15 protein-coding genes are annotated in these 14,208 nt (G+C 62.5%); 9 read left to right on the top strand and 6 right to left on the bottom strand.

Going from position 1 to position 14,208, the window contains the following annotated elements:
• The first annotated feature begins 18 nt into the window (after window positions 1-18).
• The 6 genes from FZE95_RS04910 to FZE95_RS04885 all read left to right on the top strand — a co-directional run bounded on the left by FZE95_RS04910 (window position 19) and on the right by FZE95_RS04885 (window position 5,173).
• Window positions 19-507: an Lrp/AsnC family transcriptional regulator gene (locus FZE95_RS04910; RefSeq protein ID WP_150299702.1), complete on the top strand. Its 489-nt coding sequence runs from the start codon at window positions 19-21 to the stop codon at window positions 505-507.
• Window positions 508-586: 79 nt separating this feature from the next.
• The gene (locus FZE95_RS04905; protein ID WP_397387091.1) at window positions 587-787 is read left to right on the top strand and encodes a DUF2788 domain-containing protein; all 201 of its coding nucleotides are present in this window, start codon (window positions 587-589) and stop codon (window positions 785-787) included.
• A 104-nt stretch (window positions 788-891) separates the two neighbouring features.
• Window positions 892-2,541 (top strand): acyl-CoA dehydrogenase family protein, encoded by a 1,650-nt coding sequence (locus FZE95_RS04900; protein WP_150299701.1) that lies wholly within the window; start codon window positions 892-894, stop codon window positions 2,539-2,541.
• A gap of 788 nt (window positions 2,542-3,329) precedes the next feature.
• On the top strand, window positions 3,330-3,959 hold the full coding sequence (locus FZE95_RS04895) for a pseudouridine synthase (RefSeq protein WP_150299700.1): 630 nt from the start codon (window positions 3,330-3,332) through the stop codon (window positions 3,957-3,959).
• A gap of 99 nt (window positions 3,960-4,058) precedes the next feature.
• Window positions 4,059-4,583: an FAD/FMN-containing dehydrogenase gene (locus FZE95_RS04890; protein WP_150299699.1), complete on the top strand. Its 525-nt coding sequence runs from the start codon at window positions 4,059-4,061 to the stop codon at window positions 4,581-4,583.
• Between the two features lie 62 nt (window positions 4,584-4,645).
• On the top strand, window positions 4,646-5,173 hold the full coding sequence (locus FZE95_RS04885) for a sterol desaturase family protein (protein ID WP_150299698.1): 528 nt from the start codon (window positions 4,646-4,648) through the stop codon (window positions 5,171-5,173).
• On the opposite strand, the gene FZE95_RS04880 is transcribed toward FZE95_RS04885, so the two are convergent.
• Genes FZE95_RS04880 through fni form a run of 5 tightly spaced genes read right to left on the bottom strand, consistent with a single transcriptional unit; the run spans window position 5,136 to window position 11,041 of the window.
• Window positions 5,136-6,056: a phytoene/squalene synthase family protein gene (locus FZE95_RS04880; protein WP_223824973.1), complete on the bottom strand. Its 921-nt coding sequence runs from the start codon at window positions 6,054-6,056 to the stop codon at window positions 5,136-5,138. The two genes, FZE95_RS04885 and FZE95_RS04880, sit on opposite strands and share 38 nt — an antisense overlap.
• Window positions 6,053-7,537, bottom strand: coding sequence for a phytoene desaturase (locus FZE95_RS04875; protein ID WP_150299696.1), 1,485 nt, complete (start codon window positions 7,535-7,537; stop codon window positions 6,053-6,055). The genes FZE95_RS04880 and FZE95_RS04875 overlap by 4 nt, the downstream gene beginning before the upstream one ends.
• Complete coding sequence (crtY, locus tag FZE95_RS04870; protein WP_150299695.1) at window positions 7,534-8,706, bottom strand: lycopene beta-cyclase CrtY; 1,173 nt, start codon at window positions 8,704-8,706, stop codon at window positions 7,534-7,536. Before crtY ends, FZE95_RS04875 begins: the two co-directional genes overlap by 4 nt.
• On the bottom strand, window positions 8,703-9,989 hold the full coding sequence (locus FZE95_RS04865) for a glycosyltransferase (protein WP_150299694.1): 1,287 nt from the start codon (window positions 9,987-9,989) through the stop codon (window positions 8,703-8,705). Before FZE95_RS04865 ends, crtY begins: the two co-directional genes overlap by 4 nt.
• Entirely contained in the window at window positions 9,986-11,041 is a 1,056-nt protein-coding gene (gene fni, locus FZE95_RS04860) for a type 2 isopentenyl-diphosphate Delta-isomerase (RefSeq protein ID WP_150299693.1), read from the bottom strand. The genes FZE95_RS04865 and fni overlap by 4 nt, the downstream gene beginning before the upstream one ends.
• A 189-nt stretch (window positions 11,042-11,230) precedes the next feature.
• Here fni and FZE95_RS04855 point away from each other — a divergent pair, with 189 nt between their 5' ends.
• The gene (locus tag FZE95_RS04855) at window positions 11,231-12,133 is read left to right on the top strand and encodes a polyprenyl synthetase family protein (protein WP_150299692.1); all 903 of its coding nucleotides are present in this window, start codon (window positions 11,231-11,233) and stop codon (window positions 12,131-12,133) included.
• Between the two features lie 65 nt (window positions 12,134-12,198).
• Here the strand turns inward: FZE95_RS04855 and FZE95_RS04850 are convergent, their stop codons facing one another.
• The gene (locus tag FZE95_RS04850; protein WP_150299691.1) at window positions 12,199-12,621 is read right to left on the bottom strand and encodes an Mpo1 family 2-hydroxy fatty acid dioxygenase; all 423 of its coding nucleotides are present in this window, start codon (window positions 12,619-12,621) and stop codon (window positions 12,199-12,201) included.
• 153 nt (window positions 12,622-12,774) lie between these two features.
• Here FZE95_RS04850 and FZE95_RS04845 point away from each other — a divergent pair, with 153 nt between their 5' ends.
• Together FZE95_RS04845 and thiE are read left to right on the top strand one after the other, a co-directional pair.
• Window positions 12,775-13,575, top strand: a complete 801-nt coding sequence (locus FZE95_RS04845) for a hydroxymethylpyrimidine/phosphomethylpyrimidine kinase (protein WP_150299690.1) — start codon at window positions 12,775-12,777, stop codon at window positions 13,573-13,575.
• A complete protein-coding gene (thiE, locus tag FZE95_RS04840) occupies window positions 13,572-14,207 on the top strand; it encodes a thiamine phosphate synthase (RefSeq protein WP_150299689.1) in 636 nt (211 codons plus the stop codon). The genes FZE95_RS04845 and thiE overlap by 4 nt, the downstream gene beginning before the upstream one ends.
• The last annotated feature ends 1 nt before the right edge of the window (window position 14,208 follow it).

Here is a 14,208-nt window from a genome sequence, read left to right as displayed (position 1 = left end):
ATTTTAGAAGGCATCACCATGAATGAGCACAATCTCGACCGTTATGACCTCAAAATTCTCGCCGAACTGCAACGCGACGCTCGTATCAGCAACCAGGAGCTGGCTGAGCGTATAGGCCTGTCACCCTCGCCCTGTTCCCGGCGGGTAAAACACCTCGAAGACACCGGTTACATAACCCGCCAGGTGGCCCTGCTGGACCCGGCTCGCCTGGGACTGAAATTGACCGCCTTCGTATTGATCGGCATGGACCGACACACGCCTGAGCGTTTCGAGGGGTTCGAAAAGGCGATCAAGGGCTGCGCGGAGGTGCTTGATTGTTACCTCGTCACCGGCATGGACGCGGATTACCAGCTACGCGTGGTCGTGCCGGATATGGAGCATTATCAACAGTTCCTGCTCGGCACCCTGACGCGTATCGAAGGCGTTTCCAGCGTACGGTCCAGTTTCATGCTGCACAAAATCGTCGCGTCCACTGAACTTCCACTGGCGCATATCACTCCTCAATAAACCAGCATCAATCAAAGCTGAGCGCATCAACCGGGACCGGTACAATGCGCAGCGACTTTTCGTTTTCAGGAGCAATCACTTGGATTATCAGCAGTTTGAAGCGCTTGCCATGCCCCTTTTGCTATTTGGCCTGGTGGCTTTCATGGGGTTCATCGTCTGGGACCTGGCCAAGAAATCCAAAGCCGGCCGTTACGGCACCATGGTGCTGTTCTTCGCGCTCGGCCTGGGTGTGCTCGGTTTTATTATCAAAGCCATCATTATCGGCCGCGTTGACGGCTGATGTCCGCTGATTCAGCGCGCAGCGGACCAGTTTCGCTGGCGTCTCAATAGTGGCATGCTCAAGGCTTAGCTCGTCCCATTGCGTCAGCAGCCAGGAGTATGCCCATGAGCCTCGATATCCTCGCGGAAACCCACGAAGTCACCAATCAGGTGCCGCCACTGGAAGGCACCAACCTCTACCGCTCGGATCTTCCGCTGCAGGAATGGGTAAGGCGTTATGACGGCGGCTGGGCTGACGAAGCGTTAACCGGCTACGGTGAGCTGGCTGGCGGTCGCCTGATGGCGGCCGGCTTTCTGGCTAATGAAAACAAGCCGGAATTCAAAAGCCATGACCGCTATGGCCATCGCATTGATCTGGTCGAGTTCCATCCCGCTTACCATGAATTGATGTCAGCGGGCATCGCCGCCGGGATTACCTCTGCACCATGGACTGACCCGCGCCCCGGCGCGCAGGTTGCGCGCGCCGCAACCATGTATCTGCATAACCAGGCAGAAGCCGGCACCAGCTGCCCGATGACCATGACCTACGCCTGCGTTCCGGCGCTGCGCCTGCAGCCAAACCTGGCCGACGCCTGGCTACCAAAGATACTGTCCCGCGAATACGACCCACGCAACCTGCCGATTGCCGAGAAGACGGGCGCCACCATCGGCATGGCGATGACCGAGAAACAGGGCGGCACCGATGTGCGCGCCAATACCACTCGCGCCCATCCGGTTGGCCTCGGTGGTCCCGGCGAAGCCTATGAGCTGGTCGGCCACAAGTGGTTCTGTTCAGCGCCGATGTGCGATGCTTTCCTTACCCTCGCCTATACCGACAAGGGCCTGAGTTGCTTTTTGCTGCCGCGTCACAGACCGGACGGCTCGCGTAATGAATTTTATATCCAGCGCCTGAAAAACAAGCTGGGCAACTGGGCCAACGCCTCGAGCGAGGTGGAGTTCCGGGGGGCGCTGGCCTGGATGGTGGGCGAAGACGGGCGCGGCGTGCCGACCATTATCGAGATGGTCTCGCTGACCCGTTTCGACTGCATGATCGGCTCCAGCTCGCTGATGCGCCAGGCCGTGATCCAGGCGATTCACCATTGCACGCATCGCCAGGTGGGCGGTCGTCCCCTGGTCGAGCAGCCACTGATGCAGAACGTGCTGGCCGACCTGGCGCTGGAAAGCGAAGCCGCGCTGGCGCTGACCATGCGCATGGGCAAGGCGCTGGACAGCGCGCACGATGAACAGGAAGCGAAATTTGCGCGCCTGGTCACCGCCATCGGCAAATACTGGATCTGCAAACGCGCCCCGGCAATGATCAACGAAGCACAGGAATGCCTCGGCGGCGCAGGTTATGTCGAGGACACCATCCTGCCGCGCCTGTATCGTGAAGCGCCGGTCAATTCCATCTGGGAGGGCTCCGGCAACGTGCAATGCCTTGATGTGCTGCGCGCACTGTCGAAGGAGCCCGGCGTGCTGGACGCGCTCTTTGCCGAGCTTGGAAATGGCCAGGGCGACGCCCGGCTTACGGCACATATCCAGCGTCTGCAGCAGGCTTTCGCCGACAAGGACGACATTCAGTACCGCGCCCGTCAGCTGACCGAAGATATTGCCGTTGCGCTTCAGGCGAAGCTCTTGCTGGATGCGGGCAATCAGGCAGTATCCGACGCCTTCATCGCCAGCCGTCTCGAAGGGCGCGGGCATGCCTTTGGCACGCTGCCCCGCGGTCTTGATGTCGAGGCGCTGGTGGCACGTTCGGCGCCCATGCAGAACTGACGTTCTGCATGGGGAAAGGACGATAACGCTCATTGGAGCATAAGGAGTGAGCTGCCGCGTGACGACAGGGCCGTGCCGACACGCTGCAAGTACGTCCCTGTAAGCTCGTCGATGACATCCCTGTCATCGCACGGTCGGCTCAACCCTGTCGCCCCGCTTCGCATCAACATTCGAGCCGCCTGATAGGAAGATCGAAAGCGGTTCTAAACTCTGCCTCACGCCGATGCGCGACCAAGCCCGCCGGCTGTCAGGGTGGCGCAAGTGTTGAAAACAGGGATGTTTTCGTCAAGCCTCCAGGGATGAATTCACGGCGTCTTGCGCAAGCCTGACAGCCGGCGGGCTGCCCTCCTCCGGGCCACCTCTCACGCTATCCGCAACTATCTCAAGCAATACAGGTATTCGTTTGGTGGCGTTACGGAGTCAGCTGCCGCGAGTCGTCAGGGCCGCGCCGACACGCTGCAAGTACGTCCCTGTAAGCTCGTCGATGACATCCCTGTCATCGCACGGTCGGCTCAACCCTGTCGCCCCGCTTCGCAACAACATTCGAGTCGCCTGATAGGAAGATCGAAAGCGGTTCCGATCTCTGTCTCACGCCGATGCGCGGCCAAGCCCGCCGACTGCCAGGGTGAAGCAAGTGTTGAAAACAGGGATGTTTTCACCAAGCCCCCAGGGATGGGTTCACTGCGTCTTGCGTAATCCTGACAGTTGGTGGGCGACGCACCAAACGCTACTGGACCTGCGTCACCAACCGCTCTAGCATGGCTGGCTTTACGCTGCAGTACTCATCCATGCAAAACCCAAGAAAGCCCTTCGCAGCCAAGCGCCCCCTGGCGAAACCACGTCGCAAACCAATCGCGCCGCCAGCCAATCCGCGTCTTATCGCCTTCAACAAACCGTTCAATGTACTGACGCAGTTCACCGACGGGCAGGACCGCGCGACGTTGAAGGACTTCATCGACATCAGCGGCGTTTATCCCGCCGGGCGGCTGGATCGAGACAGCGAAGGATTGCTGCTGCTAACCAACGACGGTCGCTTGCAGGCGCGGATTACCGATCCAAAGCACAAGCTGGCGAAAACCTATTGGGCACAGGTGGAAGGAACTCCATCCGACGAACAGCTGGAAAACTTGCGTAAAGGTCCGGTGCTGAATGACGGGCCAACCCGCCCGGCAGAGGTCGCAGTGATAGCCGAGCCCGAACTATGGCCGCGCGATCCGCCGGTGCGCTTTCGCCAAAGCATTCCTACCAGCTGGCTTGAAATAACCATTCGCGAAGGCCGCAACCGCCAGGTGCGGCGGATGACCGCCGCGGTTGGTCTGCCTACCCTGCGTCTGGTGCGCGTGCGCATCGGCGACTGGGCGCTGGATGACCTGCAACCCGGACACTGGCGAGAACTGACGCCAAAGACGCCAAATTAACCGATCTAGCGCGCACGCCGGAACCGGGGTGCTCATTGGGTATGACGCCTTCACCCGCTGCGACTATTCTGGAAGCACGCAAACCGAGTCGGAGCCTTCATGAAAACGCTGCTTTTCGCCCTGAGCCTGCTGCTGATTCCCACAGTGCAGGCGGACCAACCCACCGCGCAGACCGCTGACCATATCGAGCCATGGACCCTATCCGATCAGTTCGACGAGCCCTACACCTTCGACCCGGACGAACGCGTCATGCTTATCGCTGCAAGCAAGGGCGCTGCAGGGCTGGTAAATGATGCGATCAAGGACCAGCCAGAGGGCTGGCTGGCGCAGCGCAAGGTGGTATACGTTGCAGACATTACCCATGTCCCCCGGCTGATAGCCAACCGCATGATGGTCCCCTCCATGCGCTCTGCACCGTACCGCATTCTCCTGGACCGGGAGGATCAGGTGGCAAGCCGGTATGTGGAGGAGCGCAGCGAGGTACTCTGGCTTGAACTGGAAGACAGCCGGATCGTCGAGCGGCAGCGCTTCGACTCCGCCGCTGCTCTGCGCCTGGCGTTAGAGGCGCTCGATCCCGTTAAGGACACGAATACGACTGCGGACCCAGAACCTGCGGACCAATGACCCTGCCCAGCCCTGGCGACTCAATCTAGAATGGCCACTGACACTTCCCGGGAGCTCAGCTTATGGGGCTGTTGACTAATCTACTGGTATTTCTCGCCACTGTTGCGGGAATGGAAGCCTTCGCCTGGTGGGCGCACAAATATGTGATGCACGGCTGGGGCTGGGGTTGGCATAAATCGCATCACGAGCCGCGTAGCGGCTGGTTCGAGAAGAATGATTTGTACGCGGTGGTCTTCGCCGGGGTGGCCATCGTACTGATTGCTCTGGGTACCGCAGGCCACCCTCCGCTGGAGTGGATTGGCGCCGGGATGACGGCCTACGGCATGCTTTACTTCCTGGCCCACGACGGTTTGGTTCACCGCCGCTGGCCATTTCGCTATGTACCGCGCAGCGGCTACCTGAAACGCCTCTATCAGGCGCATCTGATGCACCACGCCGTTCAGGGTCGGGAGGGCTGTGTATCCTTCGGTTTTCTGATCGCACCACCGGTTCCCACGCTGCGGCGTCAGTTGCGGGAATTGCACCATGGGCGCCTCGCTCGTAACGACGAGGCTACCGGGGACGGCGAAAAAGAGCCGGGCGCGGCGTAGGTTCACGCCGGCGCGCAGCCCAGACCTGCCAGCCGCCTCGCGCTACAAGTCGCAGCTTATCCGCCCGGCTGGTGAAGGTTCGACTGTCCCAGGCCTGCTCTCCCCGTTCGACCACCTTGACTCCGATCTCGCGGTAAACCCCATGGGCGGTGGCAACGGCCCAGGCGGATCTTGGCGGCAGCGCGGGCAGTCCCTGTAGGGCTGAAACGTAATATGGCTCGGCCATCTCCACCAGACGTTTCGCCATCACCGCCACGGCTGGACGATGGCGACGCTGGCCCAGCTCGTGCGGGGAAATCCTGAACTCCTCAAGCCAGTCCGCCGGCAGGTAACAGCGTCCGATCGCCGCATCCTCGATGATGTCGCGGGCGATGTTGGTCAACTGGAAGGCAATACCCAGATCACTGGCGCGGTCCAGTGTCGGCTCATCCCGCGCACCCATAATGATCGCCATCATCACGCCTACCACACCCGCGACGTGGTAGCAGTATTCCAGTGTGTCCTCGATGCGCAGGTAGCGCCGCTCTTCGACGTCCATGGCGAAGCCGCGCAGGTGATCCAGTGCGTGCCGCTGCGGGATAGCGTGCTTGATGGCTACCGCCTGAAAGGCGGCGAAGGCCGGATCGTTCATCTGCTCTCCGCAATAGGCCCGCCGGGTAGCATCCTCCAGCTCGGCCAGACGTTCCTGCGCAGTGCTCGCCGCGCCGGCCTGCTCCATTCCCAGCAGCTGACCGTCGATCACATCATCGCAATGGCGACACCAAGCGTAGAGCAGCACGGCGCTGCGCCGGGTGTCCGGCTCGAACAGACGCGATGCGGCGGAAAAACTCTTGGACCCAGCGCGAATGGTGCGGGTCGCGTGGTCGGCCAGGGCGTCCATCAGTTGTCCTCCAGCATCAGCCCGGCCGTCGCCTTGGCCGAGCCGACAACGCCGGGTACGCCGGCGCCCGGATGCGTGCCCGCACCGACCAGATACAGATTGCGAATCTCCGAATCCCGATTGTGCGGGCGGAACCATGCGCTCTGGGTGAGGATCGGTTCCAGCGAGAACGCCGACCCCAGGTGCGAGTTGAGCTCATCGCGAAAATCAAAAGGGGTGAAATGCCGGCAGGTGACCAGATTCGCCCGCAGATCCTTGATGTAGTGCTGTTCGAGATAGTCGAGGATGCGGTCCCGATAGCGCGGCCCTTCAACCTCCCAGTCGATTGGCGCATTACCGAGATGAGGCACAGGCGCCAGTACGTAATGAGCACTGCCACCAGGCGGCGCCAGCGAGGGGTCGGTCACGCAGGGGGCGTGCAGGTAGAGGGAAAAGTCGCCGGCCAGGGTTTCGCTCTTGAAAATCTCGTCGATCAGCTCGCGATAGCGCGGGCCGAAACAGACGGTATGGTGCTGAAGATTTTCCGGCACTTTGCTCAGCCCGAAATAGATTACAAATAGCGACATACTGAAGCGCTTTCGCTTGAGCGCCCGGGCGTTCCTGGGGCCGCGCGGATGGCGCCGCAGCAGGCGGTCGTAGGTGTGCACGACGTCGGCGTTGGAAGCGAGCGCATCCAGTTCGAAGCGGCGACCATCCTGCACCCTGACCGCCCGGACGCGGTTATCGCGCACCTCGATATCAGCCACCTCGGCATTCAATTCGACCCTGCCGCCCAGGCCCTCCAGCAGCCGAACCATGCCGTTGATCAGCGCGCCGGTGCCGCCCCGTGGAAACCACACCCCCCATTCCCGTTCCAGAGCGTGGATCAGGGTATAGATCGACGAGGTGGCGAAGGGGTTGCCGCCCACCAGCAGTGAATGGAACGAGAACGCCTGGCGCAGATGCGAGTCCTTGATGAAGTGCGACACCATGCTGTAGACACTGCGCCAGGCCTGCAGCCGTGCAAGTTGCGGTGCGGCGCTCACCATGTCCCTGAACGACAGAAAAGGTACTGCGCCCAGCTTGAGGTAGCCCTCCCGGAACACGTCTTTTGAGTACGCCAGAAAACGGCGATAGCCCTCCACATCCTCCGGACTGCGCTCGCCAATCTGGCGATCCAGCTCAGCCTGATCATTGGCATAGTCGAAGGGCGGTGCATCTTCCCAGCAAAGCCGGTAGAACGGCGCCACCGGAAGCAGCTCAACGTAGTCTTCCATGCGCTTGCCTGCCAGCGTGAAAAGCTCTTCGAGGGCCGAGGGGTCGGTAATCACTGTCGGCCCTGCATCGAAAGTGAAACCCTGATCTTCGTATACGTAAGCACGGCCGCCCGGCTTGTCGCGCTTTTCCAACACCGTGGTCTGGTAACCTCCCGCCTGCAGGCGGATAGCCAGTGCCAACCCGCCGAAGCCGGCGCCGATGACCACAGCGCGCTTATCAGCCTTCATGCTCTATTCCTTATCTGCTGTGGGGTAACGGCGATCGCCGCTCTGGCAGCGGCCAGCACCGGGACTGGCGGTTTCCCGGTCAGGATGCGCATTTTGTCCGGCGCACTGAGCCGGCCTGCGTAAAAACGCTGTATGAGATCCGCGGGCAGCCCGTAAAAGCGTTGCATCACCTGCCAGCGTTGTTCCGGCTTGCCGGCCAGGAACAGCATGCGATTGAGCAGGCGGAAGAACCCCTGACGGCGCCACTCCTGCTCGGCCTGACTCCGGATACAGCTAAATAACGACCCGGCATCCAGCTCTGACGCATCGCAGATCATTTCCGCCAGACGCACCGCATGCGGTAGCGAATAGCCGGTGGTGGCGTGGAAGAGCCCCGCGCGCAGCCCGCTACGGGGCTGGCCCTCTGCGGCCTGCCAGAACTGTGAAAAGTTGCCTGCCAGGGTGATCGGCAGAACGCCCTGCTCCTCGCGCAGCACCTGCGCGACGGACCAGCCCTGAGCGCTGGCGTAGGCAGCGATGTGTTCGCGCAGTAGCCCGTCGTCCACCACTGGCGCATCGATGTAATGGGTATCCTCGATGAGCAGACGATCCGGAGCAAAGGGCAGCACGTAGACGAAACGGTAGCCCTGCCCCTGGCTCACTGTGGCATCCATGAGAATCGGCCGCGTCAGACCATGGGGCTTCGTCAGGCGCAGCTCCTGGCCTACGAACGCCTGGTAACCCAGAGCAAGATGCGGGCTGCGCTCGACGCCCCGCCCATCGATAACGGCCTGCGCCTCGATGCGCTCGCCGCTTTCAAGCTCTACCCAGGTTGGGCCCAGCGACCGGACCGCGGTGGACGTGCGCAAACAGTCGCCCAGATCGACGGAAACGACCTCGGCGAAGCGTTCAGAGAAGATGCTGCAATAAGGACTTTCGAGCTGTCGTTGCAGGGTCGGGAAACGTACCTCGTAGCCGTCCCAGCGGGCACCGATCAGCCGATCGAGCCACTCCAGCTGCGCGGACGTCAGGTCCGAGGCCTGGAACGACCACGTGTGGTTGCCGCCGGGCACCGCACCGGCCTCGAGCAACAGCACCCTCAATTCAGGGCGCAGCTGCCTGAGCCGCCAGGCAATCAGCCCATTAGCCAGCCCGGCTCCGACCAGGATCAGATCCCAGGCGGCACTCACGCAGCGTTCACCGCGAGCACCGGACGGCCGCTGCGCAATGCCTGTTCAACAATATCAGCCGCGGCGCGGGTGCCACCGGCGACGAGTGCCTGCTTGCGAAGCCGCTCCAGCCCGGCTGAAAACTCGCTGCCCTGCAGTAGCCGCTCCAGTCCTTTGCGCAGCGTGCCGGGCCCGGCGAAACGAGGCGACGCCTTCAGACCGATGCCGGCATGCTCGACGCGAGCAGCCACGCCGGCCTGATCGAAGGCAATGGGCGTGACCAGCATGGGGGTGCGGCTGGCAATGGCATCCATAACCGCGTTCAGGCCGCCGTGGGTGATCACCGCGCTAGCCTGCTCGAGTACTGCCTGCTGCGGCGCGAAATCGGTGACCCAGGTCGCGCCGGCACGCCGTAGCTGATCTTCCTGTCCTGCATCCAGGCCGCCGCAATGGGCCAGCAGCAATTGCACATCGAGCCCGGCGCAGGCCCGGGCGATCCGCTTGAACAAGCCGAAACGGTGACCCAGGAGGGTTCCCAGCGAGGCGAAGACCAGCGGCCTATCGGGGTCTGGCTGGATAATCAGCGGCCGACTGACCTCCTCGACCGAGCGCAGCGGGCCCACATGGTGAAAGTGGTCCGGGAGCGCCCGACGAGGGAAGTCGAAACCGGGCAGGGTCTGGCTGATCTGCGCACTGGGCGAGAGGCACTCGTGGAGACCCTCGCGGGGCGACAGCCCGAAACGCTGCGCATGCCGGGCCACCGTCTGCCGGTGAGCACCCATCAGCCAGTCGTAGACCCGGGTACTGCCCTGATAGATCTGCCGCGCCCGCTCGCTGTCTTCGTAGGCCATTGGCATGACCGGCAGCGGCACCCCAGCCTCGCGGTTGACCGGGAGGGCGCAGGCAAGCGATACGAAGGGCCGGCCACAGCCCTCGGCGACCAGTCCACCGGCGGCTTCCATTTGATCGCAGAGCAGCGCATCGATACCCAGCGCATCGAGCTGGGCAGGCAGCTCACGGCAGAGCATATCGGTAGTCCGCGCCATATCGCCGATGAGCCGGCGCAGTGCCAGCACCCCGCCTGGGTTGGCCGCGCAGCGCAGCGTCGCGGCGAGACTGCCCGGCGGGTGTGTGTCGCATCCGAGGGTATGAAAACCGATCCGCCCATCGTCGAGCCAGGCCGCAGTATCTGCCTGATGGAAAAAAGTGACGCGATGACCCCGCTCGATCAGCTCGATGGCGAGCGCCTGGAATACCTTGAAATGACTCGGGAAAGGCGGCGCCACGACCCCGAAGTGGCTCACGTCCAGGGCTCCAGCAAGGTGCCGTCACGGTAGATCGGTGCCTGCCTGAGCGCCGCCAGATTCTCACTGCCAGTACAGAAACAGGCGATCCGCAGCTGCCGGATGAGTATCTGGAAGTGGGCGACCACCGCCTCGGTCGACTGGGTCGCGCCGTGCAGGACTGCGGCCGCCTGCCCTACCAGATCGGCACCGAGACGAATTGCCTTCGCGGCATCGACGCCGTCGCGTATGCCGCCCGAAGCGATCAGTATGCTCCGCGGCAGCGCCCGGCGCGCTCCAAGAATGGCGTACGGTGTGGGGATTCCCCAGCTGGTGAAGGCATGTGCAACGCGACGGTCGGCTTCGTTGGCCGCCCGTTCGCTCTCGACCGCGGCCCAGCTGGTCCCGCCCGCGCCGGCGATATCGATGACGGCGACGCCGGCATCCGCCAGGCTCGCCGCGACACTTGCCGAAATGCCTGCGCCGACTTCCTTGACGACCACCGGGACGTCTAGCTCGCGGACCAGGCGCCTCAGGCTGGCCAGCACGCCCACCCAGTTGCGGTCACCTCCGCCCTGTACGGCCTCCTGCAACGGATTCAGGTGCACGATGAGCGCATCCGCATCGATCATCTGCACCGCACGCTGGGCCCAGCCGATGCCCTGAGGCTCGGCCAATTGCGCCGCGCCGATGTTGGAAAGGAGCGGTACGCTCGGTGCCCTGGCCCGCAACTCGCGGGTCAGACCATGGTCCACGCCGGTCTGGACGGCCACGCGCTGGGAGCCGATTGCCAGCGCGATGCCCAACTGTTCGGCTGCCTCGGCAAGGTGCAGGTTGATGCCGCGTGCGCGCTCGGCCCCGCCGGTCATGGAGCTGATCAGCACGGGAGCGCGCAGTGTTCGGCCCAGAAACGTTTGGCTAAGGTCGATGGCGTCCAGGTCAAGTTCAGGGAGTGCGCAGTGTTCGAGGCGAAAGGCGCTGAAAGAATTATCCATCGGCGAAATGGCGCGGCCGGGATCCAGCACGATATCCAGATGATCGTTCTTGCGGTCAACCAGCTCTCCATGGGCCATGGACACTCCTTCACCGAGGGATTTTTTTTCGGGCGCAGGTGTCATTGCATTGCAAGGAAACTTCTCCACCTCCTGATGTGGGCTAACTTTGCAAACAAGTGCGAACGTCAATTCTGAACAGTTTTTTCAGCTACAGTTCAGCCGTCAAGTGACCGTGATCGAGGGACCGCCGACTGGAGCAGCGTGCTTATGGATTCGTTATCAGTGGCAGCAGAGGAAAGTGGCCTGCAAGACCTGCATTCGATCAGAGAGGCGGTTGATCGCCGCCTTGGCGAGTGGCTGCCCGCGGACCCGAATGGCGGGGATCAGGTAGCCAACGCAATGCGCGGCAGTGTCTTGCCTGCGGGCAAGCGCGTACGCCCCCTGTTGCTGGTGCTGGCCGCGCAGGGGCTGGGTTCCAGCTCACCCTCGCTAATCGACCTGGGATGCGCGGTGGAGATGGTCCACGCCAGCTCACTGATCATCGACGATATGCCCTGCATGGACGACGCCCAATTGCGCCGGGGGCGGCCGACCATCCATCGGGAGTATGGTGAGGACGTGGCCGTGCTGGCTGCAATCGCCCTGCTGACCAAGGCATTCAGTCTGGTTTCTTCATTACCGGATGTTTCTGCGGCCCTGCGCGCTCAGCTGGTTACCGAACTGGCCAATGCAGTGGGTATGCAGGGGCTGGTGCACGGGCAGTACAAGGACCTGCGCGAAGGAGCCACCCAGCGGTCCGCGGAGGACATTGCCACCACCAATGACCTGAAGACCGGCGTGCTCTTCGCTGCAACCCTGAACATGGCTGCATTGGTAGCCGGCGCTACCGAGCCACAGCAGCGGACCCTGGCAGACTTCGCTCAGGAGCTGGGCCAGGCGTTTCAGCTGCTGGACGATCTGCGCGATGGCGCGCCCGACACCGGAAAAGACCCGCTGAAGGATGAAGGCAAGTCCACCCTGGTGGCGCTCCTCGGCCCGGATGCGGCGCGCAAACAGCTGCTCCGCCATATCGCTCAGGCGGATGCAAGTCTGGCGGCCATATACGGACCCAACCAGACCATAAGCCGTTTCATGCACAAACTCTTCGATCAGGCGCTGGCGCCGCACTGACGCGCAACATCAGACAGAGCCTTCACGCAGCCGCCGCTCAGATCTTCGTGGGGACAGCCCTCAGGTCAGTAACGCAGCCCCAGCGAGCGAAAAACGAACCCCAGCAACCAGATCGGGCCAATCAGGAGGAACTGTATGTCCTTGAAAAACGACGGCTTGCGCCCTTCGATGTGATGTCCGATGAACTGGCCGATCCAGGCCACCACAAAAATCGCCAGTGACGGGACCAACACATTGGTCATCAGGCTCAGCACCAGCAGCATCAGCATGCTTACCAGCAACATGGTTACCGCGATGCGCCATGACAGCGCCACGTAGAACGCCAGAGCGAGCGCCACAGCAAGCATCGCGACCGCCGGATGAATTGCCCAGAAGATACCCAGCACGCTGAACGTTATGAGCGGCACGCAGATCCAGTGCAGCATCTTGTTGACCGGATCGACATGGCTTTCACCGTATTCATCGAACCACTGGTTGATCGCTTTCATTCGACAATGTCCCATCAAGGATTGTTATTGTTTTTTGCTCGGGGCGAACGTTTACCGGGACCAGCAGCAACTGGCGCAGCGAACGAAACGCTTTAACCACTTTAGCCCGGCCGCTGGCTGCCGCAACCGGGTGCTTGATGATAAGCTTGAGCCATGAATATACCTACTCCTTCCCGCCCTGTAGTGCTGTGCCTTTCCGGTCATGATCCGTCCGGTGGGGCTGGTCTGCAGGCAGATATAGAAGCACTGATTGCACAGGGTTGTCACGCTGCGCCAACTGTCACCGCTCTGACCGTCCAGGACACCCTGGATGTCAGCGACTTTCGCGTGCTGGATCGCGAATGGGTCCTGGCCCAGGCCAACAAGGTGATCGCCGACATGCCGATCTCGGCGGTAAAGCTCGGCATGCTTGGCTCCGTCGAGATGGTCGATACCGTGCTGGAGCTGATGCAACAGCTTGAACACGCGCCTCTGGTATGCGACCCGGTGTTGCGCGCCGGGGGCGGCGGTTCGCTGGGCAAGGACGATGTCGGATACGCCATGCGTGAGCGCCTGTTGCCAGCCGCCCGTATCGCCACGCCGAATCTGCCCGAAGCACGCATCCTCGCGGAACTGCCCGAGGGCGACGCTGATGCCTGTGCCGCCAAACTGCTGCCCTACTGCCAGAATCTGTTGATCACCGGAGGCCACGGCGACGAAAGCGAGGTCCATAACCGGCTCTACTGCCGTGACGGACAACAGCACACCTTTGTTTGCCAACGCCTGCCTGGTAGCTACCACGGCTCCGGCTGTACGCTGGCCAGCACGCTGGCCGGTCGGCTGGCCCTGGGCGAAGAGCTGGTCAGCGCGGTCAGGACCGCACTTGATTACACCTGGCGTACGCTGCGCGACGCCGAGCAGCCCGGCCACGGGCAGTATGTGCCACGCCGATTGCCCCTGGACTTCTGTTCATGAGCCAGACCCTGCGCGGTCTGTACGCCATTACTGACAATGCCTTGTTGCCTGGCGACCGGCTGTTGCCCTGGGTGGATGCTGCCCTGGCAGGCGGCGCGCGTCTGCTGCAATATCGTGACAAGACTGCCGATTCGGCGCGCCGGCTGGACGAGGCGACACAACTCAGGGCGCTGTGCGCCTATTACGGTGCTCATCTGATTATCAATGATGACCTGGCCCTGGCCGCCGAGCTCGGCGTCGGACTGCATCTCGGCCGCGATGACGGCTCCCTGCGTGAGGCGCGCCAGCAACTTGGCCCCAACGTGATTATTGGCGCCACCTGCCATGCCAGCCAGGCATTTGCCGAGCAAGCCGCAGCGGCCGGCGCGAGCTATCTCGCCTTTGGCCGTTTTTTCCAGTCAGTCACCAAGCCCGGCGCACCGGCTGCGACCCCGGTGCTACTGGAAGAGGTACGTCGCCGCTTCGCCCTGCCGCTGGTAGCCATCGGCGGCGTTACCCTGCATAACGCGCCGCAGCTCATCGGTGCCGGCGCCGACATGATCGCCGTGGTCAACGGTTTGTTCGCCGCTGACTCACCTGCGGAGGTCGAACGCCGGGCCCGCGGTTTCACCGAATTGTTTCCACCCCTTTAAG

The organism is Pseudomonas profundi, assembly GCF_008638305.1.
In the GTDB taxonomy this organism is placed as follows: domain Bacteria; phylum Pseudomonadota; class Gammaproteobacteria; order Pseudomonadales; family Pseudomonadaceae; genus Halopseudomonas; species Halopseudomonas profundi.
The sequence above is the reverse complement of the archived record's forward strand: the minus strand, read 5'-3'. Positions and strand labels throughout refer to the sequence as shown.

Coding starts and splice junctions, on each gene's coding strand:
- FZE95_RS04910 (WP_150299702.1), top strand. CDS start 19: ATGAATGAGCACAATCTCGACCGTTATGACCTCAAAATTCTCGCCGAA.
- FZE95_RS04900 (WP_150299701.1), top strand. CDS start 892: ATGAGCCTCGATATCCTCGCGGAAACCCACGAAGTCACCAATCAGGTG.
- FZE95_RS04895 (WP_150299700.1), top strand. CDS start 3,330: ATGCAAAACCCAAGAAAGCCCTTCGCAGCCAAGCGCCCCCTGGCGAAA.
- FZE95_RS04890 (WP_150299699.1), top strand. CDS start 4,059: ATGAAAACGCTGCTTTTCGCCCTGAGCCTGCTGCTGATTCCCACAGTG.
- FZE95_RS04885 (WP_150299698.1), top strand. CDS start 4,646: ATGGGGCTGTTGACTAATCTACTGGTATTTCTCGCCACTGTTGCGGGA.
- FZE95_RS04875 (WP_150299696.1), bottom strand. CDS start 7,537: ATGAAGGCTGATAAGCGCGCTGTGGTCATCGGCGCCGGCTTCGGCGGG.
- fni (WP_150299693.1), bottom strand. CDS start 11,041: ATGGCCCATGGAGAGCTGGTTGACCGCAAGAACGATCATCTGGATATC.
- FZE95_RS04855 (WP_150299692.1), top strand. CDS start 11,231: ATGGATTCGTTATCAGTGGCAGCAGAGGAAAGTGGCCTGCAAGACCTG.
- FZE95_RS04850 (WP_150299691.1), bottom strand. CDS start 12,621: ATGAAAGCGATCAACCAGTGGTTCGATGAATACGGTGAAAGCCATGTC.
- FZE95_RS04845 (WP_150299690.1), top strand. CDS start 12,775: ATGAATATACCTACTCCTTCCCGCCCTGTAGTGCTGTGCCTTTCCGGT.
- thiE (WP_150299689.1), top strand. CDS start 13,572: ATGAGCCAGACCCTGCGCGGTCTGTACGCCATTACTGACAATGCCTTG.